Origin of the sequence: Flavobacterium sp. NRK1 (genome assembly GCF_024054175.1) — a bacterium.
Classification (GTDB): Bacteria; Bacteroidota; Bacteroidia; order Flavobacteriales; family Flavobacteriaceae; genus Flavobacterium.
The window spans coordinates 424,639-448,617 of record NZ_JAMXLA010000001.1; the positions used below are offsets into that span (position 1 = coordinate 424,639).

The 23,979-nt window shown below is 34.3% G+C and carries 23 protein-coding genes; 8 read left to right on the top strand and 15 right to left on the bottom strand.

The window, feature by feature from the left end:
* Positions 1–19: 19 nt before the first annotated feature.
* Entirely contained in the window at positions 20–2,215 is a 2,196-nt protein-coding gene (recQ, locus tag NHE85_RS02120) for a DNA helicase RecQ (RefSeq protein WP_252809221.1), read from the bottom strand.
* Between the two features lie 88 nt (positions 2,216–2,303).
* On the opposite strand from recQ, the gene NHE85_RS02125 reads away from it, so the two are divergent.
* The 5 genes from NHE85_RS02125 to NHE85_RS02145 are packed head-to-tail and all read left to right on the top strand — an operon-like array spanning position 2,304 to position 5,733.
* Complete coding sequence (locus NHE85_RS02125; RefSeq protein WP_252809223.1) at positions 2,304–3,269, top strand: SIS domain-containing protein; 966 nt, start codon at positions 2,304–2,306, stop codon at positions 3,267–3,269.
* 1 nt (position 3,270) lies between these two features.
* A complete protein-coding gene (gene tatC, locus NHE85_RS02130; protein ID WP_252809225.1) occupies positions 3,271–4,095 on the top strand; it encodes a twin-arginine translocase subunit TatC in 825 nt (274 codons plus the stop codon).
* A gap of 3 nt (positions 4,096–4,098) precedes the next feature.
* Positions 4,099–4,464 (top strand): carboxymuconolactone decarboxylase family protein, encoded by a 366-nt coding sequence (locus NHE85_RS02135; protein WP_252809227.1) that lies wholly within the window; start codon positions 4,099–4,101, stop codon positions 4,462–4,464.
* A 12-nt stretch (positions 4,465–4,476) separates the two neighbouring features.
* On the top strand, positions 4,477–5,262 hold the full coding sequence (gene lptB / locus NHE85_RS02140) for an LPS export ABC transporter ATP-binding protein (protein WP_252809230.1): 786 nt from the start codon (positions 4,477–4,479) through the stop codon (positions 5,260–5,262).
* A 51-nt stretch (positions 5,263–5,313) separates the two neighbouring features.
* Complete coding sequence (locus NHE85_RS02145) at positions 5,314–5,733, top strand: GNAT family N-acetyltransferase (protein ID WP_308219343.1); 420 nt, start codon at positions 5,314–5,316, stop codon at positions 5,731–5,733.
* Positions 5,734–5,897: 164 nt separating this feature from the next.
* On the opposite strand, the gene NHE85_RS02150 is transcribed toward NHE85_RS02145, so the two are convergent.
* A complete protein-coding gene (locus NHE85_RS02150; protein WP_252809232.1) occupies positions 5,898–6,761 on the bottom strand; it encodes a glycoside hydrolase family 25 protein in 864 nt (287 codons plus the stop codon).
* 7 nt (positions 6,762–6,768) lie between these two features.
* On the bottom strand, positions 6,769–7,518 hold the full coding sequence (locus NHE85_RS02155) for a phosphatidylcholine/phosphatidylserine synthase (protein ID WP_252809234.1): 750 nt from the start codon (positions 7,516–7,518) through the stop codon (positions 6,769–6,771).
* 187 nt (positions 7,519–7,705) lie between these two features.
* Between NHE85_RS02155 and NHE85_RS02160 the strand changes: the two genes are divergently transcribed.
* The 3 genes from NHE85_RS02160 to NHE85_RS02170 are packed head-to-tail and all read left to right on the top strand — an operon-like array spanning position 7,706 to position 10,605.
* Positions 7,706–8,695, top strand: a complete 990-nt coding sequence (locus NHE85_RS02160) for a PorV/PorQ family protein (RefSeq protein ID WP_252813268.1) — start codon at positions 7,706–7,708, stop codon at positions 8,693–8,695.
* Between the two features lie 5 nt (positions 8,696–8,700).
* Positions 8,701–9,828, top strand: coding sequence for a DUF4105 domain-containing protein (locus NHE85_RS02165; RefSeq protein ID WP_252809236.1), 1,128 nt, complete (start codon positions 8,701–8,703; stop codon positions 9,826–9,828).
* A 39-nt stretch (positions 9,829–9,867) separates the two neighbouring features.
* Positions 9,868–10,605, top strand: coding sequence for a tyrosine-protein phosphatase (locus tag NHE85_RS02170; RefSeq protein WP_252809238.1), 738 nt, complete (start codon positions 9,868–9,870; stop codon positions 10,603–10,605).
* Between the two features lie 31 nt (positions 10,606–10,636).
* On the opposite strand, the gene NHE85_RS02175 is transcribed toward NHE85_RS02170, so the two are convergent.
* The 12 genes from NHE85_RS02175 to NHE85_RS02230 all read right to left on the bottom strand — a co-directional run bounded on the left by NHE85_RS02175 (position 10,637) and on the right by NHE85_RS02230 (position 23,978).
* Positions 10,637–13,012 carry a polysaccharide biosynthesis tyrosine autokinase gene (locus tag NHE85_RS02175; RefSeq protein WP_252809240.1) on the bottom strand — a complete coding sequence of 792 codons (2,376 nt, stop codon included), beginning with the start codon at positions 13,010–13,012 and terminating at the stop codon, positions 10,637–10,639.
* Between the two features lie 4 nt (positions 13,013–13,016).
* A complete protein-coding gene (locus tag NHE85_RS02180; RefSeq protein ID WP_252809242.1) occupies positions 13,017–13,793 on the bottom strand; it encodes a polysaccharide biosynthesis/export family protein in 777 nt (258 codons plus the stop codon).
* Between the two features lie 112 nt (positions 13,794–13,905).
* Complete coding sequence (locus tag NHE85_RS02185) at positions 13,906–15,750, bottom strand: polysaccharide biosynthesis protein (protein WP_374676550.1); 1,845 nt, start codon at positions 15,748–15,750, stop codon at positions 13,906–13,908.
* A gap of 219 nt (positions 15,751–15,969) precedes the next feature.
* On the bottom strand, positions 15,970–16,803 hold the full coding sequence (locus NHE85_RS02190; RefSeq protein ID WP_252809246.1) for a formyltransferase family protein: 834 nt from the start codon (positions 16,801–16,803) through the stop codon (positions 15,970–15,972).
* A gap of 1 nt (position 16,804) precedes the next feature.
* Positions 16,805–17,371 (bottom strand): sugar transferase, encoded by a 567-nt coding sequence (locus NHE85_RS02195; RefSeq protein ID WP_252809247.1) that lies wholly within the window; start codon positions 17,369–17,371, stop codon positions 16,805–16,807.
* Positions 17,372–17,379: 8 nt separating this feature from the next.
* On the bottom strand, positions 17,380–18,063 hold the full coding sequence (locus NHE85_RS02200; RefSeq protein WP_252809250.1) for a PIG-L deacetylase family protein: 684 nt from the start codon (positions 18,061–18,063) through the stop codon (positions 17,380–17,382).
* A gap of 20 nt (positions 18,064–18,083) precedes the next feature.
* Positions 18,084–19,001, bottom strand: a complete 918-nt coding sequence (locus NHE85_RS02205; RefSeq protein WP_252809252.1) for an NAD-dependent epimerase/dehydratase family protein — start codon at positions 18,999–19,001, stop codon at positions 18,084–18,086.
* A complete protein-coding gene (locus NHE85_RS02210) occupies positions 18,998–20,209 on the bottom strand; it encodes a glycosyltransferase family 4 protein (protein ID WP_252809253.1) in 1,212 nt (403 codons plus the stop codon). Before NHE85_RS02210 ends, NHE85_RS02205 begins: the two co-directional genes overlap by 4 nt.
* A gap of 1 nt (position 20,210) precedes the next feature.
* Positions 20,211–21,347 carry a non-hydrolyzing UDP-N-acetylglucosamine 2-epimerase gene (gene wecB / locus NHE85_RS02215; protein ID WP_252809255.1) on the bottom strand — a complete coding sequence of 379 codons (1,137 nt, stop codon included), beginning with the start codon at positions 21,345–21,347 and terminating at the stop codon, positions 20,211–20,213.
* A gap of 40 nt (positions 21,348–21,387) precedes the next feature.
* A complete protein-coding gene (locus tag NHE85_RS02220) occupies positions 21,388–22,506 on the bottom strand; it encodes an NAD-dependent epimerase/dehydratase family protein (RefSeq protein WP_252809257.1) in 1,119 nt (372 codons plus the stop codon).
* Positions 22,507–22,517: 11 nt separating this feature from the next.
* Positions 22,518–22,934, bottom strand: coding sequence for a WxcM-like domain-containing protein (locus NHE85_RS02225; RefSeq protein ID WP_252809259.1), 417 nt, complete (start codon positions 22,932–22,934; stop codon positions 22,518–22,520).
* Positions 22,935–22,940: 6 nt separating this feature from the next.
* Complete coding sequence (locus tag NHE85_RS02230; protein WP_252809261.1) at positions 22,941–23,978, bottom strand: polysaccharide biosynthesis protein; 1,038 nt, start codon at positions 23,976–23,978, stop codon at positions 22,941–22,943.
* Between the last annotated feature and the right edge of the window lies 1 nt (position 23,979).

Here is a 23,979-nt window from a genome sequence, read left to right on the forward strand (position 1 = left end):
CTAACAAAACAACCAGAAACTAATTCGCTACTTCGCTGATAAATTTAATTCTCATTAGCCTTAGCTCTTCGGTATCATAATCGCCATCAAATTCTTTCAGGGCATCTTTAATGCTGTCTGATTCTGATTCCATGTAGTAATCATGAATCTCTTCCTGTTGGTCTTCATCCAGTATTTCATCTATCCAGTACTTAATATTCAATTTAGTTCCGGAATAAACGATCTGCTCCATTTCTTTAAGCAGCGCTTCCATATCAAGGCCTTTTGCTTTAGCAATATCATTGAGCGAAAGTTTCCTGTCTATATTCTGGATGATATATAGCTTAAGAGCTGAATTAGCTCCGGTAGATTTTACAACAAGGTCATCAGGCCTCATAATATCATTATCTTCTACATAACGGGCTATAAGCTCAACAAAATCTTTACCGTACTTTTTTGCCTTCCCTTCACCTACCCCATGTACATTGCCAAGCTCTTCAAGGCTTATAGGGTATTTAAGCGCCATATCTTCAAGCGATGGATCCTGGAATACTACAAAAGGCGGAACTCCAAGCTTTTTGGCTACTTTTTTACGAAGGTCACGCAGCATACCCATAAGCACTTCATCAGAAGTACCTGAAGATTTAGATGCTGTAACGGTAGTCTCATCATCACTCTCATTGTAGTCATGATCTTCGCTCATCATAAACGATTTAGGATTCTTAATAAACTCAGCTCCTTTTTCGGTAAGCCTAAGCACCCCGTACGTTTCAATATCCTTAGCAAGATAGCCCTCAACCAAAACCTGTCTTATAAGTGCCATCCAATGTTTTTCATCAAAGCCTGCTCCAATGCCAAAAAATTTCTGTGCATCAGTTTTATGTGCTTTTATCACTGCATTTATTTTACCTATAAGCGTAAATATGATTTCTTTAGACTTATACAGTTGTTTAGTATCTCTTACAACTTCCAGTAAAGTTACCACCTGGTCTTTGGCTTCGGTTTTCTTTTTAGGATTACGTACATTATCATCCATATCTGCACCTTCTCCATTCACATCGTCAAATTCCTCACCAAAGTAATGCAGCAGGAACTTTCTTCGCGACATAGATGTTTCAGCATAAGCAACAACCTCCTGAAGCAGTGCATACCCTATTTCCTGTTCTGCTACAGGCTTGCCTGACATAAATTTCTCAAGCTTTTCAATATCCTTATAAGAGTAGTAGGCAAGACAGTACCCTTCGCCTCCATCACGCCCGGCTCGCCCGGTTTCCTGATAGTAACTCTCTAATGATTTTGGAATGTCGTGATGAATAACAAAACGAACATCGGGCTTATCTATACCCATACCAAAGGCTATAGTAGCAACAACCACATCTACATCTTCCATAAGGAACATATCCTGGTGTTTGGCCCTGGTTTTGGCATCAAGTCCTGCATGATACGGAACGGCACTAATGCCGTTTACCTGCAGCACCTGTGCAATTTCTTCAACTTTTTTACGGCTCAGGCAGTAAATAACACCTGATTTACCTTTATGCTGACGTATAAAACGGATAATATCCGATTCTACATTTTTAGTTTTTGTACGAACCTCATAATACAGGTTTGGCCTGTTAAAAGATGCCTTAAAAGTATTGGCATCTACCATATCAAGGTTTTTAAGTATATCCTCCTGTACCTTAGGTGTAGCAGTAGCAGTAAGCCCTATTACTGGCACATCTCCTAACTGTTTAATAATATTTCTCAGGTTACGGTATTCCGGCCTGAAATCGTGTCCCCATTCTGATATACAGTGAGCCTCATCTATCGCTACAAATGAAAGCGGAACACTTTTAAGGAAATTCACATATTCTTCTTTAGTAAGCGATTCTGGTGCCACATACAGCAACTTAGTCAAACCGGATGTTATATCCTTTTTAACCTGATTAATTTCTGTTTTTGTAAGTGAGGAATTTAAAACGTGAGCTATACCGGACTCTGAAGACAGGCTGCGAATAGCATCCACCTGATTTTTCATAAGCGCGATTAGGGGTGAAACTACAATTGCAGTTCCGTCGAGTGCCAGCGCAGGCAATTGGTAACAAAGAGATTTACCGCCACCTGTAGGCATAATAACAAATGTGTTGTGGCCGGAAATTATACTCTTTACAACATCTTCCTGAAGGCCTTTGAATTTGTTAAAACCAAAATATTTTTTTAACTCTTTGTGTAAGTCAATTTCGGTCGATTTCATTATTTATTAATAGTAATTTACATAAATTTGCAGAACATAAAGATACAAAAATCTTTAATACGCACAACTTTTTAAACATTTCACAAAATTGATAAATAGAGACGCAATACTGGCATCTGCCAAAAAAACTATACTTTCTGAAAGTGAGAGCATTGCTAATCTGGTGCAATACCTTGATAACGATTTTGCCGAGGCAGCAGAAATAATTTATAAAAGCCAGGGCCGCCTGGTAGTTACCGGAATAGGCAAAAGCGCCATTATTGCTCAGAAAATTGTTGCTACACTTAATTCTACAGGAACACCTTCACTTTTTCTTCATGCCGCCGAAGCCATTCATGGCGATTTAGGCATGGTACAGCCTGGTGATGTAATTATCTGTATATCAAAAAGCGGCAACAGCCCCGAAATAAAAGTGCTTGCACCCTTACTGAAACGTTATGGCAATATTCTTATTGCTATGACTGCAAATAAATCTTCTTTTTTAGGAAAGGAATCTGATTACGTACTTAATGCGTATGTAGAGTCTGAAGCCTGCCCAAACAACCTGGCGCCTACCAACAGTACAACGGCACAGCTTGCTTTAGGTGATGCACTTGCGGTATGCCTTATGGAAATGCGTGACTTTAAAAGCGAAGATTTCGCTAAATATCATCCCGGCGGAGCCTTAGGTAAAAAACTGCTGCTGCGCGTAGGAGATATGCTTGACGGAACACATAAACCACAAGTTAGCCCGGATTGCAGCATTAAAAAAGCTATTGTTGAGATTTCTGAAAAGAGGCTCGGTGTTACAGCGGTTATAGAAAACAATAAAATTATAGGCATAATTACTGATGGAGACATCAGGCGAATGCTTAATGACAGGGACAATATTGCAGGCGTAACTGCTGCTGATATAATGACCCGAAACCCAAAAACAATTAAAAGCACCGAAATGGCTGCAGATGCCCTTAATACTATGGAAAACTTTGCTATAACACAACTTGTTGTAGCCGATGAAGGTGAGTATAAAGGTATATTACATTTACATGACATCTTAAAAGAAGGAATAGTATAACATGGCAAGAAAAAAAACTCCCGGAGGCGAAATGTCTTTTCTGGATCACCTGGAAGAACTACGATGGTTATTAGTAAGAAGCTGTATAGCTATTTTGGTTGGCGCATGCGTAGCCTTTGCTTTTAGCGGATTTATTTTTGATGAGATCATCTTTGCTCCGCAAAGCGGTGATTTTATTACCTATCGCTTTTTTTGCGACCTTGCAAATAAGTATGATCTCGACAAAAGCTTCTGTATCAAAGAGCTTCCTTTTGAAATTCAGAGCCGCTCTATGGACGGGCAGTTTTCTACCGATATATGGACCTCCATAACTGCCGGTTTTATAATTGCATTTCCTTTTATACTATGGGAGTTCTGGAAATTTATAAGCCCTGCACTATATGACAAAGAGAAAAAATATGCTGCAGCATTTATTGTTTTCACTTCATTATTATTTTTCGCCGGCGTATTCTTTGGGCATTACCTTATAACACCGCTGTCATTAAACTTTTTAGCAAACTACAGAATAAGTGACGTGGTGAAAAATGATATTGACCTCGACTCTTACCTAAGTCTTGTAAAAACAACGGCTATATCGTGCGGACTGGTTTTTGAGCTGCCGATAGTAATGTACTTTCTTTCTAAGGTTGGGTTAGTTTCGGCGAAATTCCTTAGAAACTATAGAAGGTATGCCTATGTAATAATACTTATTATTGCAGCTATAGTTACACCTCCGGATGTAGTGAGCCAGACCATTGTAACCATACCACTTGCAATATTATATGAAACCAGTATATTTATAGCAGCAAGAATGGATAAAAAAAGGGCTAAACAACAAAACGCATAACCAATGGCTGATATAGTAAACGAATTTAACGGGTACCGCCAAAAGATGAATGAGAAGCTTTTGGCTGATAACAACAAGGTTATAAAACGTATTTTTAACCTTGACACCAATGCCTATATGGAAGGTGCCCTGGATGTAAAAACTAAAGAGCTTTTAGGATTAGTAGCATCTGTAGTATTGCGTTGTGATGATTGTGTAAAGTACCATCTTGAAACCTGCTACAAAGAAGGCCTCACTAAAGAACAGGTAATGGAAGCTTTAAGTATAGGAACGCTGGTTGGCGGAACTATTGTTATTCCTCATCTTCGCCGGGCTTATGAGTTCTGGGAAGCCCTGGAAGAAAACACCAACAACACTACAACTGTTTAAAACAGATATCTTATGAAATTAAGAGCAGAAAATTTAATTAAAACATACAAAGGCCGTAGTGTTGTAAAAGGGATATCGGTAGAAGTTAATCAGGGTGAAATTGTAGGATTATTAGGGCCGAACGGTGCCGGTAAAACCACATCTTTCTATATGATAGTAGGATTGGTAAAACCAAACAGCGGAAAGATTTTTCTTGACAAGACTGAAATTACCAATTTTCCAATGTACAAAAGGGCACAGCATGGTATTGGCTATCTGGCGCAGGAAGCTTCTGTTTTTAGAAAATTAAGTATAGAAGATAATATTTTAAGTGTATTACAGCTTACTAATCTTTCTAAAAAAGAACAGGAAGCAAAAATGGAAGCCCTGATTGATGAGTTTTCCTTACAACATATCCGTACTAACCGTGGCGACCTTTTATCGGGTGGTGAGCGACGTCGTACTGAAATTGCACGTGCACTGGCTACTGACCCTAAATTTATCCTTCTTGATGAACCCTTTGCAGGGGTTGACCCTGTAGCGGTTGAAGATATACAGCGAATTGTAGCCCAATTAAAAAATAAAAATATCGGAATTCTTATTACCGACCACAATGTGCAGGAAACTCTTGCAATTACAGACAAGACATACCTTATGTTTGAAGGAGGAATACTTAAAGCCGGTGTACCCGAAGAGCTGGTACAGGATGAAATTGTACGTAAGGTGTATCTTGGGCAGAACTTTGAGCTCCGCAAAAAGAAAATTGATTTTCACTCACCAAAGGGTGGCCACGAAGTACCGGAACAGGAAAACTTTTAAATTATAGAAGCGCGGAAATATTTCCGCGCTTTTTTATTCTAATTAAATGAAATGATGATACACTTATTACGAACAGATTCTAATAATAAAGATTTTCAGTATCTGGTAAATTTATTAGATAAACATCTACACATTTTAAATGGTAATAAAAATGTTTTTTTTGCACAGTATAACAAAATTGATGCTCTTAAACATACTATAGTTGCATATCAGAATAATATACCTGTTGGCTGCGGCGCTATTAAAGAATATGAATATGGAATTGCCGAGATAAAAAGAATGTATGTCCTGGAAGATAAAAGAGGGCTGGGTATTGCCACCAAAGTATTAATGGAACTTGAAAAATGGGCTGCAGAACTTAGTTATACTAAATGTATTTTAGAAACCAGTATTCATTTAGCAGTGCTGTTGCTTTATATAAAAGCAATAATTACAGATCTATACCAAATTACGGACAATATAAAGGAATAAAAAACAGCATATGTTTTGAAAAGGTTTTAAAGCAATGATGCCGGATTTTTTAAAAATACCCATTATTAGGTATTTTTTCAGGACAGGTTGTGCCCTATTTTTGAACCACAAACCAACAACCAATCTTAACTAAAAGCATCCTTATTTCCATTGGGGGTGCTTTTTTATTTTGCAAGCATTTTTAGTTCTTCAAAACTGCCATTATAAATATCTACATCAACGCTGGTATCTATTCCTTCCAGTATTGCCTTATCAGTAAATTGCCAGAAAAGCCATTCTTTTCTTATCCTGTCTTCAAAAAAACTGTAATTAGCTATCCAAAGATCGTAACCCTCAAATTCTTTTTTAAGAAAATCAGTATAAAAGCTCTCTCCACTATAAACAACAGGCTTTACGCCGTAATACTTTTCAACTTTTGTAAGCCAGCGCTTTAAACCCATTTTAAGGCTGTCAAGGTTTTGTCTGTTTGGTATTTTTTCTATATCCAGTACAGGGGGAAGATCACCTTTCTTAAGTTTTACATTCTTAATAAAATTATCAGCTTGTTTCAGCGAATTTTCATCCGGTCTGTAATAATGGTAGGCCCCTCTTAAATAACCGCTAACTTTAGCGCCTTTCCAGTTATTTTTAAATTCACTGTCAAGACCGTCTCTTCCGGCAGTTGCACGTACAAACACAAATCCTAACGGAAAATCTATATTATCATTTTTTACAGCTTCCCAGTCAATCTTACCCTGATAGTGCGATACATCAATACCAAAAACTTTATCTTTATGCCTTGCTATAATTTCATAAGTCCGCAGATCGGCAATTTTTCGCTCTTCTTTATATAAAGCTTCAATACGTTTATTTGTTTTAAAACCCAGCCAATACAGAACGCCATGCCTGTACTGATAAACCATGGCTATCATAAAAGCCAGCAACAGCAAAAGGAGAGAATATTTTAATATTTTCCCCTGAGTAATTGATTTATTATTTTTTTTTGATCTTGCTCTTCTTGCAGCTGGTTTAGGCGGCTGGCGTTTCATAGATTATTTAAACAGCAGCAGTTTTATTAAACTTATTGTTTATAGCCGAAAGCAGTACATATAAAAATATAATAAGCGGTATGCCTAAGTATTGAAAGAAAAATAATAATAGTACTGAAAGTATTAAAAATACAACCTGTATTTTATTTGTTTCCCAGTTAAAATATTTAACCTTAAGCGAAAACAAAGGAATTTCGGCATTAAGCATATAAGCACTTACAATGCTTATCCCTACCAATACGAAAGGATTGCTTAACATATCAAACACAAAACCTGTACCGTCAGAATGTGCCTGTATAACCGGAAGGCTTAATATAAATAAGGCATTTGCTGGTGTTGGCAAACCAATAAATGAGTCGGTCTGGCGGGTATCTACATTAAACTTAGCAAGCCTGTAACATGAAGCCAATGTAATAATAAATCCTGCAAAAGGCAGCATACCTAAATAGAAATTGTCTGCGCTAAGATTGTATTCTTCCTGATTATCGGCAATACCAGAAAGCATCTGAAACATGATAAGCCCCGGCACAACACCACTTGTTACCATATCCGCTAATGAATCCAATTGTAGCCCTATCGGACTCTGCGCTTTAAGGATACGGGCAAAGAAGCCATCCCAAAAATCAAAAAATATACCTATACAAACCCAAACAAAAGCCATTTGGTAATGTGTATTAAACGCATACATAAGGGCAATAAGCCCCGATGAAAGATTACATAATGTAATTAGGTTTGGAATATGTTTCTTAAATGGCATAGGTCGTTTAATTTTTTATATGCACAAAGTTAACACAATAAGTTAATAGAATTGGAGTTTAGTAATTGAGAATTTTATATCATATTTGCACAAAATAACAGCATTGAGAAAGATATTTTTTATTTTATCCTTTTTATCCACCTTTTTAACTTATAGCCAGTCAGTTAGAAAATACTCCAATGAATTTATGAATATTGGGGTAGATGCTGCCGCACTGGGTATGAGCAATGCTGTTACCGGCCATACAGCAGATGTAAATTCAGGATACTGGAATCCCGCAGGGCTTATTAATGTTCAGGACAAACAACTTGCCCTTATGCATGCCAGTTACTTTGCTAATATTGCACAATATGACTATGCCGCTTTTGCAATGCCGATAGACGACAGGAGTGCTTTTGGAATTTCGGTAATCCGTTTTGGGGTCGATGACATATTAAACACAACACAACTAATAGATAGTCAGGGTAATATTGACTACAATAGGATAAGTCTTTTTTCTGCCGCAGATTACGGAGTAACTGTTTCCTATGCCCGAAAACTTCCTCTTGACGGTTTTAACTATGGTATTAATGCGAAAGTCATTCGCAGAAATATAGGTAAATTTGCCAACTCATGGGGCTTCGGTTTTGATTTTGGAATTCAGTATGAAACCAAAAACGAATGGAAAGTTGGCTTAATGCTCCGCGATATTACTACCACTTATAATGTTTGGCAGATAGATGAAGACGAGTATAACACTATTAAAGACGCTGTACCCGGACAAAATCAGGAACTACCTGAAACAACAGAAATCACACTTCCAAAAGCTCAATTAGGTATAGCAAAAAAATTTATAATACACTACGACTATAGTATATTAGCAGCAGCCAATTTAAATATGCAGTTTGCCCAGACTAATGATATTATTTCTACCGAAGTTGTAAGTATAGATCCCGCTATAGGCTTTGAGTTTGGATATATAGATTTAGTATATCTTAGAGGTGGTGTGGGAAACTTTCAGAATGTAAAAGAAATAGATAATTCTACATCCTTAAGTTTTCAGCCTAATATAGGATTAGGTTTTAAATATAAGGGAATACAGGTAGATTATGCCTTAACAGATATTGGAGATCAAAGTGCAGCACTATATTCAAATATCTTTTCTTTAAAAGTAGATTTAGGAATTTTCAGAAACTAATAACCATGCAAAAAATTAAAATTTTTACTGCATTACTCTTAGTACTATTTTCAGTTCCCACTAAAACCTTTGCACAGATTCCATTATCAGATGAATCAAAAATCAGCCTGTTAACCTGTGGTCCGGGAAAAGAACTATATTCCGTTTTTGGCCATACAGCTATAAGGGTTTATGATCCTGCTACCCGGTTTGATGTTGTTTACAATTTTGGCACATTCGATTTTGATACACCTAATTTTTATGCAAAATTTGTAAAAGGCGATCTTCAGTATTTTGTATCTGCAAGCTCTTATAACGATTTCGTTTTCACCTACCAATACTATAACAGAGATGTTTTTGAACAGGTATTAAATCTTACCCAACAACAAAAGCAGGGCATTGCCAATGAACTGGCAACAACTCTGATTAGTGATAAACGTTTTTATACCTATAAATTTATTCACCGCAACTGTACCACTATGGTAGCAGATATATTAAACAGATACATACCGGGAAAAATTTCACTTAAGAATGAAGATTTGGGTATGACATACAGAGAAATCATACACAGTAAGCTTAACGGTCATTTTTTTGAAGATTTAGGAATAAACCTGACTTTTGGAATGCCTACTGATAAAACATCTGAAAAATTATTCCTCCCTGAAGAATTAATGCAGGGAGTAGCCAATACAACTACACCATTAGGTCCGCTTACCAATGGTACTATAGAAGTTTATAAGGCAACTCCGGAAAAAACAGGTTTTTCTTTAAATAACTTTTATGTTTTTGCTTTGTTCATATTACTATTAGCAGCATTAAGCGGTAAAAAATTAATGCAGAGATCATTTTTGGCTATCGCAGGATTATTAGGTGTATTCTTTTGTTTTGTAGGCTTATATTCTTCTCACACTGAATTAATATGGAATTATAACATTCTTATGCTAAATCCTTTCTATTTACTACTACTCTATTTTAGCTTTAAGAATAACTTCAAAGGCATTTTAATAACCAGCTATATCTGTATAGGCTTTCTTGCACTATATTCAATTATAATGCTTAATAAGCCACATTTAGCAATAACATCTCCATTATTATTACTAACTATTATTGTAGTACTGCGCAATAGCTTCACTGCTAAGAAAAAATTAGCCTGAATTGGTTATTTTTGTATTTCTAACTTAAAATAAAATATTTTGTTTTTATTTAATAAACCCAAACCCAGCCTGGCAGATTTAATTCCGGAGGGATATATTGATATTCATTCTCATTTACTGCCAGATATAGATGATGGTGCTAAAAATGAGGAGCATTCCTTAAAATTAATAAATAGCTTAAGGGAATACGGTTTCAGCGAATTTATAACTACTCCACACGTCCTTACCGGCGTTTGGAACAATACAAAAGAAGGAATAATATCTACAGAAACGAGAGCTAAAAAATTTTTAAAAGAGCAAAGCATACAAAATCCATTTAAGGCAGCTGCCGAATACATAATGGACGAAACGTTTTCTAATCTTTTTAAATCAGAACCATTACTTACTTTAAAAGATAATTTTGTATTGGTGGAAATGTCATACATCAACGCACCAATTCAGCTTTATGATATTATTTATGACCTTCAGGTGGCAGGATACAAACCTGTATTAGCTCATCCAGAACGTTATTTATTCTATCATAAACGATTTGAAGAATATGCTAAACTAAAAAAATCGGGATGCAAATTTCAAATTAATCTGCTATCGGTAGTTGGATATTACGGTAAAGAAGTATTAGAAACTGCTCAAAAACTGTTAGATGATGATATGATAGATTTTGCCGGATCTGACACACATCATGAACGCCATACAGACGCTTATAAAAATAAAGTTCAAATAAAGAAAACAGATAAACTGTTAACAGCACTAAAAAACAATTCCCTTTTTAAAAATTAAAAAGGGAATTGTTTTTATAATCATTTTGCTTTTATCTTTTTCCAAATATTTTTTCTTTCCAAGATGACTCTTTTTGAATGTCGGCACCATAACCATAACCGTAGCCATAGCCATAGCCATAGCCTTTTTCACTAGTAGTATCATTAAGAAGCATTGCCATATTAGGAAGTTTACCTTCAGTATATAAAGTATGAGGAACAGCAAGCATACGCTTATCTAAGTATCCTGCACGGCTTACATAAACAAAGGCATCAGCCATATTAGCAACAATAAGAGTATCTGTAACAAGACTCACAGGAGCAGTATCCACTAATATATAATCATACTCAGACTTTAACTTTTCGAAAAGATCTACAAGTTTAGGTCCCATAAGAAGTTCGGCAGGATTTGGAGGTATTATACCCGGAGGCATAATATAAAATTGTTCAAATCCCTCATATTTAACTATGTAATTATCATAATCAGAGCCCGGAGAAGACAAATAGTTTGTCAATCCTTTGGAAGGAACATTTAAATATTCATCCAGCTTTGGATTACGAATATCCATACCAATCAATAAAATCTTTTTACCAGTAAGCGCAATAGTTGTAGCCAGATTTACTGATATGAAAGTCTTACCTTCTTTTGGTACAGTAGAAGTTACAAATATTGTTTTGGCATGGCCCGGCTGAACCTGAGACAGCATAAACTCAATATTAGTACGAACAATTCTTAATGCTTCAGCAGTTCCTGAACGGCTATGAAGATTAACAAGCTCATTATTAGTTTCAGATCGTGGAACATCGCCTAAATAAGGCAGAGCCAGTTTTTCAATATCTTTATAATTATGAATTTTAGTATCCAGTAAATCTAAAATATAAATAATAACTACCGGTATAATAATACCTAAAATAAGCGCTGCTAATAAAATAAGACTTCTTTTAGGAGAAACAGGTATGTCATCGCCATAGGCGCGATCAATTATATTAGCATTAGGTGCCGTTACTGCAAGAGAAATCGCATTCTCTTCTCTCTTCTGCAATAAATAAAGATAAAGAGCCTCTTTAACCTTTTGCTGACGGTCTATTTCACGGAATTGTCTTTCCTGCCTTGGCACCTCACCAATTTTTCCACTAAGAAAGGATTCCTGCCTTTGTAGATTTTTTTGAGTTATAACCAAAGATGACTTAAGTGTATTAAGGCTTTTCGTAATGCTTGATTTTAAACCTTCGATCTGTACATCATATACTTCAACCCTGGGATTAATATCTGTTCCACCCCTTAACATTCTGTCTCTTCCAAGAATTAATTTATTATACTCTTCAATAAGTGACGCTGCATCAGCATTATCAGGGATTAAGTTAGAAGGAATAATGTCATTTGCTGATGATTTTTTTAAAAAATCCAACATATAATTAACAACATTCAATTGATTGTTTGTTGTAATTACCTCTTTTTCATATTCACTTGCAGTTTTTATAAATAATTGTGCGTCAGAGATAATATCAGTAAGTCCGTTTTTCTTTTTAAAAGATTCGGCACTGGATTCAACTACTGACAATTCTTTTGTTAAAGAGTCAATACGCTGATTTATAAATAGGTCAGTATTTTTTGCGACAAGGTTTTTATCTTCAATTGCATCATCATTATATCTTCTAATAAGAGTATTTAAAAAGTCAATACCTTTTTGTTCAACTTCGTCAGTTATAGATAAAGCTATAACACTTGTCTGTTTATTAGTAGTAGCAGCCTGAAATTTCAATCTGTAAGATTCTGCTACTTTATGCAATGGAATAATTTTTACAATAACATCTTCAATAGTATTCTTTTTAGAAACTGGAACGCTATCAACAGTATGAGTTATAACCATGTTTCCCCAAGGATTTTTCACAGTCTGCCCAAAAGAAAATTTACCCTGGCTTACTTCATCTGCATCCAGCAATTCATATTTTGTTGATGAAATGCATTTAACATGAAAAACAGTGTCTGTTTTATAAAACTTTTTATCCTTATTTAAAAATGAAACATGGACAGGAGATTTTTTATAAATTTCACCTGTTTTGACATTCCCTTTATTAAAATAGCGAACATTAAATTCAAGCTCCTTAACAGTATTGTATGTTGCAGTTCTAGATTTTAAAACTTCAATTTCGTTATCAACGTTACTTTTTACACCAGCCATAAAACCTAAGTCGGAAAAAGCAGATAACTCATTTGCCAATCCACCTTTTTTATCATCTTTAATTAAAATAGCGGCCGAAATTTTATATATAGGTGTAGAATATCTTAAATATAAAAGCGCAGCAGATAAGCAAAAGACAATAGCTAAGACAAACCATTTCCAGTGAGTAAGGTAGACTTCTATTTTTTCTTTAATATTAAAAGTTACTTCGTTTTCGTTATTTTGAATAGGAAAATTATTCTGCATGTTTTTAACGTATTGCTAATGCTATGATAGTAATAACTAATGATAAAGCGGAAATTGCTACAGTTACATTAGGGCCTATAACCGAAGAATTTACTTTAGTTTTATTTGGTTCAATATAAATTACATCATTTTGAGTAAGATAATAAAATGGGGAATTTATAAAATCTGAACTGGTTAAATCAACATAATTATGAGTCTTTTTCCCTTCTATCTCCCTTATTATTAAAACTTTTTTTCTATTCCCATAAATAGTCATATCTCCAGCCATAGCAAGAGCCTCCGGCAGGGTTATTCTTTCCGAATTTATGGTAAATGTACCTGGACGGGTCAATTCTCCTAATAAAGAAACCTTAAAATTTAAAATTCTTAAATTCACAATAGGCTCCTTAACGTAAGCTTTTAGTTCTTTTAATAATTTTTCAATAGCTTCAGCACGTGTGAGCCCACCGAGTTTCACAGTTCCTAATACAGGAAAGTTAATATTTCCTGAATGATCAATAAGATAGGTTTGATATTGTAATTGAGAACTAGCAATATTCATATTACTAACTGATGGATTCATAAGTGGTATTGCTGCAAGATTAAAATCTTTCACTACCTCAGGATCCGGAGCAGAAACTATTATCATTAATTGATCATCAGCCTTTAATCTAGGCTCATAATTTACAGAACCCCCATCTGGAAGATTAGAGATATTCTGAAAATAAATGATGTTTTTTTTAGAAACACAAGAACTGAATACTAAAGCTATAGCTATAAAAAATAATAGTCTGTTTATCATATACTTTTTAAAATTACAAACATAATCCCTAATATTTTATAGGTATTAAATTTCCGCAAAGATAATTTTTTATCTTAAAGAACATGATAAATTTACTATAAATACTACAATATTATTTCTTGTCCAGTAAAGCAAAATCTGAATTCATACTTTTAAATTCAGGCACAATTTCTTTCATTTTTGCTACAACATCATCACCAGAATGCTTGTTAGCTGATGCTATTAATTCTTCAAGCAACCCATAGAGAGGAATAGCCTCATTATAAATTTCCTGGGCAATCATAATTTTCTCATGATGTGTAGGCAACGTCTTAGAACTATCATTTAATAATTCTTCATAAAGTTTTTCACCCGGCCTTAAACCTACAATTTTAATTTCTATGTCTTTATCGGGCACAAATCCGGCCAACATAATCATTTTTCTTGCCAGATCAATAATTTTCACAGGCTTACCCATGTCAAAAATATAAATCTCTCCACCCTGTCCCATAGCTCCTGCCTCCAGTACTAATTGACAAGCTTCTGGTATAGTCATAAAGTACCTTATAATATCAGGGTGTGTAAGAGTTATAGGACCGCCATTTTCAATTTGTTTAGAAAAAAGAGGAACAACAGAACCATTAGATCCTAATACATTTCCGAAACGGGTAGTAATAAACTTTGTTTTACAAAACCCATTTTGTATTAGCATGTTATTATGAAGAGACTGTACAAATTTTTCAGCTATACGCTTACTTGCTCCCATAACATTGCTCGGATTTACAGCTTTATCTGTTGAAACCATAACAAAACTATCAACACCATATTCCAAAGCGAGTTCAGCTATATTTTTGGTTCCCTGCACATTAACAAAAATAGCCTGAGATGGATTTTCTTCCATTAAAGGAACATGTTTATAGGCAGCAGCATGGTATACTACCTCAGGTCTGTATTTATTAAAAACATTATTTACTGCAACTCTGTCTCTTACATCAGCTATGATACTGCAAACTTTAGAGTTAATCTCCATTTTACTAATTTCAAGTCCTAAATGGTGTAAAGGAGTTTCTGCCTGATCAAGCATAACGATGTTTTTAGGATCAAACTGAATAACCTGTCTTACAATTTCGCTGCCTATCGAACCTGCCGCACCTGTTATTAAAACAGTTTTACCTTTCAACTGATTCGATATAGATTTATTATCTAAAACAATAGGCTTTCTTTCAAGTAAATCCTGAATCTGGAAGTTTTTAATTTTTTTAGAAATTTCCTTCTGATCTTCCCAATCCGAAATAAGAGGAACGGTATAAACTTTATAATTGAACTCCAGGCATTCATCAACAATACTTAGTTTCTCTTCTTTTGACAGACTTTTATCCGCAATTACTAATGCTTCAGCATTAAATATTCTCATCAACACTGATACTTTTTTCTTATGTTGAAGAATAGGAAGCCCTAAGATCATTTTTGAACGGTTATGACTCGATTTATCGATAAAGCCTACTATTTTAAACCTAGCAGGCATTTCAGATTTTAAAGCATTTGCAACCGCAATAGCATTCGCATCTGAACCGTAAATAATTGATCTTGATAATTTATGTCCCTGATTATTACTAAAATAAATCTCAAAAACCTGTTTAACAAGCACTCTGTATAAAAACAAACAGCTAAAAGAAAAAACAGCATTAATTAATATAACTATATTGAGATACAGAAGATTACCTGTAATATTCCAATAAAGGCTGTTGATAGCTAATAAAGAAAATGCAGTGGTAAATTGTGCGAAAAAAATCTTTACTGCATCTATATAAGATGAATGCCTTATTATGCCTGCATAAGTTCTGAATATCCTAAAAGAAAATAGACTGACAAATATATATATAGGTATTTTTAAGCCGTATATTTCTTCCTCAAGAAAAACGCCTGTGCGTCTTATAAGCAAATAGGATAATACTCCTGTAAACAGAATTACCGACAAATCAATTAAAACGATAATCCACCTAGGCAGATAACTGAGCCTGTGCAAAAAACCCCAAATTCGTAATGCCTTTATTTTCTCATCATTAGCCATGTCAAAAAGTATTTAAACTCCTCCTAAGGTCTCAAATTATATAGTTGTAAAGTAAAAAACTATATTTAAATCGGGATTATAAAATCGTATTAGGGTTAGTATAAATTAAAAATAGTGTTGGGATTATTAATAATTAATTTCAAACTCATCAGCATAAAAATAACCATCTTTTAATTTTATTTCATAAAGTCTATCAGAATTTAACTTATCAAAAGATTTCATTCCTTTCCAAATAATAACTTTTTTTTCTCCTTCCATTACAAAAGCTCCGGGATAGGGTCTGGTTGTAGCCCTCACAAGACGATCGACTTCCTGAATGGTCATCTCATTAAATATCTGACCATCCTTCGGAGTTCTTCCCTCCCATACAGTTGCTTTTGACTCGTCCTGTACTTGCCCTGTTACTTTATTATCTTTAAGCTTAAAATACATTTTTTTTATTAAGGTTTCATGAGCTTTATTAACCTTTTCATATAGTTGAGTAGCCGTTTCTTCTTCATTTAGAGGAATTTCTTCCTGACCTAATATTAAACCAGTATCAACACCTTCATCCATTTTAAAGAAAGTAACTCCTGTCTTATCAAGCCCCTTTATAATTGCCCATGGAATTGCAGCTCTGCCTCTCCCATCCGGAAGTAAAGTTGGATGTGCACCAATGACTCCGGATTTTGGAGTATCCAACAGTTCTTTCGAAGCTATTTGCGACCAGCCAATTATAAAAAGCCAGTCTATCTCATAGTCTTTTATGGCATCTATAGCCACTTGATCATTAATATGATTTACCTTTACTACTGGTATATTATTGATTTCGGCAAATTTATCTACATAGATCCTCCCCGACTTTGATTTTGCTTTATCGTCAGAAAGGGTAATTATTAAATCCAGTTTACCATTTACTGAATAAATGGCTTCCATACAACTTAATCCGATTTGTACACAGGTTACGAATGCAAATTTCATACTAATATGTTGGTGGTTTTTTTGTTAAATATACAAAAGTACGCAGAACTATCTTCACATCCTGTAAAAAAGTAAGATTGCCTGCATAAATCCCATCCCATTTGGCTTTTTCCGTTTCAGGCATGTTATCATATGAATTTACCTGAGCAAGTCCCGTTAAACCCGGTCTGCATGAATAAGCATTTTTTTCGCGCCTCATTAATACAAGTTCTGTTTGTGATGGTAAAGCCGGACGTGGCCCAACAATACTCATCTCACCCAAAAAAATATTGAACAATTGAGGCAGCTCATCAAGATTAGATCTTCTTATAAACTTTCCAAATGGTGTAATTTTTATTTTAGCAACTTCATTTGACGGTACATTTGCTGTATTAACAGGCATACTTCTAAACTTCATAAGAACAAATTGCTTTTCATATAACCCTACCCTGCTTTGCCTAAAAAACGGATTACCTCTATCCTGTAAATAAATAATTAGCCCTACAATAAAAAACAAAGGGGCAAATATAATTATACAAATTAATGATGCTGTAATATCTATTAACCTCTTAAAAAAAGTTCTGTACATATTAGTATTTATAATATTTGAAATATTGCCTGGAAAGCTTCTGCATATATTTTACCAGACTGTCCACCTCTTAAAGCAGCAAGGCCGGTTATTGCTTCATCGGACCTTGGATGCGGATACGGGCGCATAACACCCTCATAAGCATATAATGCTTCAATCTTTTTATCGACACCTTCTTTTCCAACTTCTATAAACGTATTAGGAAGAAAAGGAGAAACATTAGTCGGAAATGCCCAGTCAGTAGACGAAGGAATCTCCATAAAATATAATCCTTTTATAGGTTTTACATCTTTTCTTCTCTGAAAAAGCCTGGCAGCAGCCTGGCAAGCGCGGGAAGTACATAAATGATCATCATTAAGATCAGACGGATGATGAGTAAATATAAAATCCGGCTGAATTTTTTCAATAATTCTTTCTATATATTGAACCAGTTCTAAATGAGGTACTGTATTAAAACGGATATTAGGAAAATCTCCCATAATTGGCGGCTCGGCACCTACAATTTTTTGTGCATTATCGCAATGCAGGTATAATTTCTCTAATTCAGGCCTGTGCTGTCTTGCCTCAACATTCCCAGATAAAATACAATTATATACTTTATGTCCTTTTTGTGTTAATATGTGTGTACTGGCACCAAAACCAAGTATTTCGTCATCTGGATGCGCTGTTACTGTTAAATATATATCACTCATAGTCAACTTATCTATTATAATTATTTAAAAAAAGCTATTGTCCTTTCAATGCCACTTTTTGCACTCATTGGCAATTCTTTACCCATAGCCTTTTTAATTTTGGCATTTGAAACACAATAATTCTGAGTAAGCTTGCTTATCCTTTCAGTATTAACAGGAAGGGGTAAAATGTCGCCAATCTTTCCAATAATATTAATTATAGATTTATTAATTGAAAGTATTTTTATAGGTTTATTTATCACTTTACCTATTATCTTCACAAGTTCTACTGAGGACAAAGCCTCATCATCAGCAACATTATAAATACCTGAATGAATATCTTTATTTGACAAAAGTTCACTTATAATAAAACAAAGATTATCAATTGAAACAAAAGATCTTTTATTATCATACTTTCCAAAAGGATAAGGAACACCTTTAGACACAAAATTATAAAGTACATTAAGATTACCTTTATTCATTGGCCCGTGTATCATACATGGACGAAGTATATAAACTCTTTTACCTGTAGGTATCTTTGCTTTTTGTATATATTCTTCTGCTGCCAGTTTTGATTTACCATAAGCAGTCACAGGTGATGGCAAAATATTTTCATCTAAATATCCTTCAACTTCATCTGCAGCAGCCTTTACAGAACTTAAATAAATAAATACAGTACATTGTGAATCAAGAAAATCATCAAATAACTTTTTTGTTAACTCGGTATTTATTTCAAAATATTCACTTTCGTTAGTTATATTTTTTAAGTCATGAGCCTTTCCTGCACAATGTATAAAAGCATAATAATCATTTAAAACATCTGCATTAATATCAGAATATGAAATTTCATCTTCGTTAGGCGTGCGGGAAACTCCGGTTATACTAAAATCACTGTTTTTAAAATATAATCCCAGGTTGGCACCAACAAATCCCGAAATCCCTGTAACTATTACATTCATATTTTTTTGTTTAAAATGTCCTCTAAATTATCCATGCATTTCTCAAGTTTAAAATATTGTTGATAATAATTAAATCCACGCTGCCCCATTACCCTTCTCTCAGTTTCACTCATATTGTACAAAATAAGTATATTTTCAACCAGTTGCATATAATTACTTGCGGAAGCAGCTAAACCACAACCAGCCTCTTTTACTAACTCCGCACCTTCACCGTTAAGCATTGCTAAAATAGGCTTACCGGAACTCATATATGCCTGCATTTTGGCAGGAACTGTCAAATTAAAATTTAGCTCATTACGTAATGAAACCAGTAATCCATCAGCTTCTGAAAAAAAAGAAGCCATAGCTTCGACAGGATATTTACCCAATAAAAAAACTGTCTTTTCAAGTCCATTTTGGGCAACAAATTCTTCAACATAAGGCCTGCTTCGTCCATCTCCCAGAAAAATAAATTTAATGTCAATTTTGCTTTTTAGCTCAAGAGCAGCCCCAAGAATACTTTCCATATCCTGTGACATGCCTATATTGCCTGCAAAAATAATTTTAAATCCAGGAGGCAAAGATGGAATAGGGTAATTTTCATTTCCACCTGAAATTACATCTTCAGCCCAATTTGGGAAATAAACAATCTTATCGTGATAATCTCCTTTTTCCTCTATAGATTTTCTAAACCCTTTTGAACTGATTAGAATTTTATCAGAATTATTATAAATATACTGTACAACAGCCTTAAAAAAATTTAATATGTATTTATTATTTATTCCTCCTGCGGAAGAAAGGCTTTCAGGCCATAAATCTAAAACCCAAAAATATATCGGAATTTTTTTTAATTTTTTTACAACAATAGCCGGAAAACCCTGAGTAATTGGAGATGGCTCATGAACAATGATTGCGTCAAATTTTTCTGTTAAAGCCAATTTAAGCGCTGAGAAAGATGCAAAAAATGCCCAGCTAAAATAATTAAGAAATAATCTTATTCCGCCCCCTTTGCCTCTTGGAATCAATAAAGAACGTATTACTTTTACACCATTAATATTTTGTTTCCTGTTTTTAAAAAATCCATAGCCGGTATATACCCTGCCTTCAGGATAATTAGGCAAGCCTGTTAAAACAGTGACCTCATGCCCTCTCTTTGATAATTCAAAAGCTATATCATTACTTTTAAAGTTTTCCGGAAAAAAATACTGTGTAATTAATAATATTTTCATTCTATTCTTTCCAAACAGTTTTCTTTATATAATCTACATAGCTTAAAATTATTCTAACAACCTTATCAGAAACATTTGGCATAGAATAGTCTGCAACTCGTCTGAAATTACGTTCAGAATCTACCTTTTGATATTGCAACTGGGTTAATCCCTGCATAATTCTTTCAGGATTAAGTCCTACCATCATTACCGAAGCTTCTTCCATAGCTTCAGGCCTTTCATGTGCTTCACGTATATTAAGTGCTCTAAAGTTTAATATTGAAGATTCTTCTGAAATAGTACCACTATCAGACAGCACCGCAAAAGATTTCATTTGTAATGCATTATAATCATTAAAACCCAACGGTTTCAAAAATCTTACATTAGAATGCATTGTTATATTTTTCTTTTCAATCATATTACGGGTACGGGGATGTGTACTTACAATTACTGGATACTGATACTTTTCTGCAATCAGATTAAGACTTTCCATTAAACCTGCAAAATTTTTATCACTATTAATGTTTTCCTCACGGTGTGAAGAAACAACAAAAAACTTACCTTCTTCAAGTTCCAGTCTTTGCAGCACATCTGATGATTTTATATCAGACAGATAATGATTAAGGACTTCAAACATTGGTGAACCGGTTTTAATAATCCTATCTGCAGGAAGTCCTTCTCTTAAAAGATATTCTCTTGCAATATCACTGTAAGTGAGGTTAATATCAGAAACATGGTCCACAATCTTACGATTAGTTTCTTCAGGAACCCTTTGGTCAAAACAACGGTTCCCCGCTTCCATATGGAAAATAGGAATATGTCTTTTTTTAGCTGGTATAGCACATAAACAGCTATTAGTATCTCCTAAAACCAAAAAAGCATCAGGTTTTTCAGATTCAAGAACCGGATCAATTTTTATAAGAATCTGGCCTACTGTTTCAGTTGCTGTCGCCCCGGCTGCATTAAGAAAATGATCGGGCTTGCGGATACCTAAGTCTTCGAAAAATATCTGATTGAGCTCATAATCATAATTTTGACCTGTATGCACAATTATATGTTCAATAGCATCAGAAGAATCTAGGGCTGACATTACTCTTGATAATCTGATAATTTCAGGACGGGTACCAACCACCGTCATTACTTTTAATTTTTGTTTCATATTTATTAGGCAAATAATGCCATTTTTAGATTATGATTTTTTAAACATTTTCAAAATAGGTATCGGGGTCATCAGGATTATAAAATTCATTAATCCAAAAATTAGTATATAATACATCCTCGCCTATATTTTTTATATTGTGTGTATACCAAACAGGCATATCAACATACGAAGGCTCATTACCATCGAGATAAAAATCTAAAACTTCATCTGTACCTATCCTTCGTAACTGAATCAAAGCAGTTCCTTTAATAACCGCGAATCTTTCTATTTTACGCGTATGGTAGTGGTTACCCCTCGTAACACCAGGAACAGTTGTGGAAAACGAAACCTGTCCACTTACTCCAAGTCTTATAATCTCTACAAATGCACCTCTATTATCTGTATGTTGTGTGAATTTTACAGGAAAATAATTTTTAATATCCATATAACAACGATACGTATTGAAAAGATTAAGTTCAAAAGTATTATCTATTACCGGTATTTCACCTTTATCCTGATAGATTTCTTTGTAAAACTGAATTTTTGCAAGAATTTCAGAAACTTTTGCTTCAGAAGTATGAGGTACCTGATAGATAGGAATATTTTCGCTATTTACTATCCTAGTAATAATTTCTTCAACTAATTCCCCTACATATATTAATTTTAAATCGCCGTCAATTTGTATTTGTGGCGTTTCACCGTTAGCCACCTGATGGCAAAATGTAGCAATTACAGAATTGTAATAAGGATGACCAAATGGACCGAATACATTAGGAATTATCATTCCTGTGAAAACAGTATTATTTTTTGCAGCCCATTGCACTAATAACTCTCTTCCTTCTTTTTTAGATTTGCCATACAAATTATCTCTTTCCTCCTGAGAAGACGAAGACATAATTACATGTGCTTTACTAGAAGTTCGTTCAAGAGAAGCTATTAATTTTTTTACCAGCCCAATATTTACTTCATAAATAACTTCCGGATCATTATGTCTGTTCATCGCCGCTAAATGTACAATCACATCACATTGCGAAACAAAAGCATCCATAGCTGCCTCATTGTCGAAGTAGTTCTTTTCAAAGTGTATACACTTAAATTTCTCAGGATCTGTCATAAGGGTATTGTACAAATGCGTACCCACAAACCCTGCCTGTCCTGTAATTCCTACTTTAAACATTTATAAGTTTTTTAATTTTTAAAATGATTTATATCATATCTGTATTCATCCTGTATTTCTCCAATTTTATAATCTGCCATTACAAGTAATTTAGAGTTATCATCCAGCGCTTTTATACTACTCACATAGCCCGCAGGTATATGGAGCACTTTTAAATTATTCGAATCAAGCAAAAAAACATATGGTTTTAATTCTTGTGAAGGATTTTGCCAGTCATCGATTTTAATCAGCTTAATCTCAAAATTTCCTGCTAATGCAGAAAACCATCGTTGCTCGATTTTATGTCCCTGCCATCCGCGTATAAGAGAAGTATCTTTATTTTCTATAATATATATTCTTTTTACTTCAGTAGCATCAAAGGCATTATTATAACGTAAATCGCCTCTCTGATCTGAATGAATATTTCCTTCAATAATTTGGGGCTTCATATCAAATTATCCAGGATATTGCATTATATCTTCACCTAAAACTTCTTTACGTATAAGCGGCAGTTTTAGTAGTAGTTTTTTCATACCTTCAACCCCTTGCTGTTCTGTATTATGAGAATGGTAATCTTCAATAAGAGAAATATCTTTCTCTCCTTCTGAAAAATATTGAGCATAATTTAAGTCACGATTATCAGCAGGAATACGATAAAAATCTCCCATATCCTCTGCTTTGATCATTTCTTCCCTTGTACAAAGCGTTTCATAAAGTTTTTCTCCATGTCTGGTTCCTATTACTTTAACAGGATTATCTGCATTACAAAGCTCTTTTAGGGCTTGCGCTAAATCGCCAATTGTTCCGGCCGGTGCTTTATTAACAAATAAATCGCCCTGATTGCCATTTTCAAATGCGAAAAGAACAAGTTCAACAGCTTCATCCAGAGACATTAAAAATCTTGTCATATTAGGATCTGTAATGGTTAATTCATTACCTTCTTTTATTTGTTTTAAAAACAAAGGAATGACTGATCCTCTGGAAGCCATAACATTACCATATCTGGTAAGGCAAACAGTAGTCTTATCATTTGAGATTGCACGGGATGCTGCAACTGCAACTTTTTCCATTAATGCTTTAGATATACCCATTGCATTTATAGGATAAGCTGCCTTATCAGTACTTAGACATATAACTTTAGTTACATTATTTACAACAGCAGCATCAATAACATTCTGTGTTCCAAAAACATTCGTTTTAGTTGCCTCTAAAGGAAAAAATTCACATGATGGCACTTGTTTAAGCGCTGCAGCGTGAAAAACATAATCAACCCCATGCATAGCTTTTTCAACACTGTGAAAATCGCGGACATCTCCAATATAAAATTTTAATTTATCGCTTTTAAGCTGATTACGCATATCATCCTGCTTTTTCTCGTCACGTGAAAAAATACGTATTTCCTTAAAGTGATCCGTATTAAGGAAACGATGCAGAACCGCATGACCAAAAGAGCCTGTTCCCCCTGTTATGAGTAATGTTTTATTTTTCAACATG

Coding starts and splice junctions, on each gene's coding strand:
- NHE85_RS02190 (WP_252809246.1), bottom strand. CDS start 16,803: ATGAAATTTGCATTCGTAACCTGTGTACAAATCGGATTAAGTTGTATG.
- lptB (WP_252809230.1), top strand. CDS start 4,477: ATGAAATTAAGAGCAGAAAATTTAATTAAAACATACAAAGGCCGTAGT.
- NHE85_RS02160 (WP_252813268.1), top strand. CDS start 7,706: ATGAATATTGGGGTAGATGCTGCCGCACTGGGTATGAGCAATGCTGTT.
- wecB (WP_252809255.1), bottom strand. CDS start 21,347: ATGAAACAAAAATTAAAAGTAATGACGGTGGTTGGTACCCGTCCTGAA.
- NHE85_RS02165 (WP_252809236.1), top strand. CDS start 8,701: ATGCAAAAAATTAAAATTTTTACTGCATTACTCTTAGTACTATTTTCA.
- NHE85_RS02225 (WP_252809259.1), bottom strand. CDS start 22,934: ATGAAGCCCCAAATTATTGAAGGAAATATTCATTCAGATCAGAGAGGC.
- recQ (WP_252809221.1), bottom strand. CDS start 2,215: ATGAAATCGACCGAAATTGACTTACACAAAGAGTTAAAAAAATATTTT.
- NHE85_RS02220 (WP_252809257.1), bottom strand. CDS start 22,506: ATGTTTAAAGTAGGAATTACAGGACAGGCAGGGTTTGTGGGTACGCAT.
- NHE85_RS02205 (WP_252809252.1), bottom strand. CDS start 19,001: ATGAATGTAATAGTTACAGGGATTTCGGGATTTGTTGGTGCCAACCTG.
- NHE85_RS02150 (WP_252809232.1), bottom strand. CDS start 6,761: ATGAAACGCCAGCCGCCTAAACCAGCTGCAAGAAGAGCAAGATCAAAA.
- NHE85_RS02175 (WP_252809240.1), bottom strand. CDS start 13,012: ATGCAGAATAATTTTCCTATTCAAAATAACGAAAACGAAGTAACTTTT.
- NHE85_RS02230 (WP_252809261.1), bottom strand. CDS start 23,978: ATGTTGAAAAATAAAACATTACTCATAACAGGGGGAACAGGCTCTTTT.
- NHE85_RS02180 (WP_252809242.1), bottom strand. CDS start 13,793: ATGATAAACAGACTATTATTTTTTATAGCTATAGCTTTAGTATTCAGT.
- NHE85_RS02155 (WP_252809234.1), bottom strand. CDS start 7,518: ATGCCATTTAAGAAACATATTCCAAACCTAATTACATTATGTAATCTT.
- NHE85_RS02210 (WP_252809253.1), bottom strand. CDS start 20,209: ATGAAAATATTATTAATTACACAGTATTTTTTTCCGGAAAACTTTAAA.
- NHE85_RS02135 (WP_252809227.1), top strand. CDS start 4,099: ATGGCTGATATAGTAAACGAATTTAACGGGTACCGCCAAAAGATGAAT.
- NHE85_RS02195 (WP_252809247.1), bottom strand. CDS start 17,371: ATGTACAGAACTTTTTTTAAGAGGTTAATAGATATTACAGCATCATTA.
- NHE85_RS02200 (WP_252809250.1), bottom strand. CDS start 18,063: ATGAGTGATATATATTTAACAGTAACAGCGCATCCAGATGACGAAATA.
- NHE85_RS02145 (WP_308219343.1), top strand. CDS start 5,314: ATGATGATACACTTATTACGAACAGATTCTAATAATAAAGATTTTCAG.
- tatC (WP_252809225.1), top strand. CDS start 3,271: ATGGCAAGAAAAAAAACTCCCGGAGGCGAAATGTCTTTTCTGGATCAC.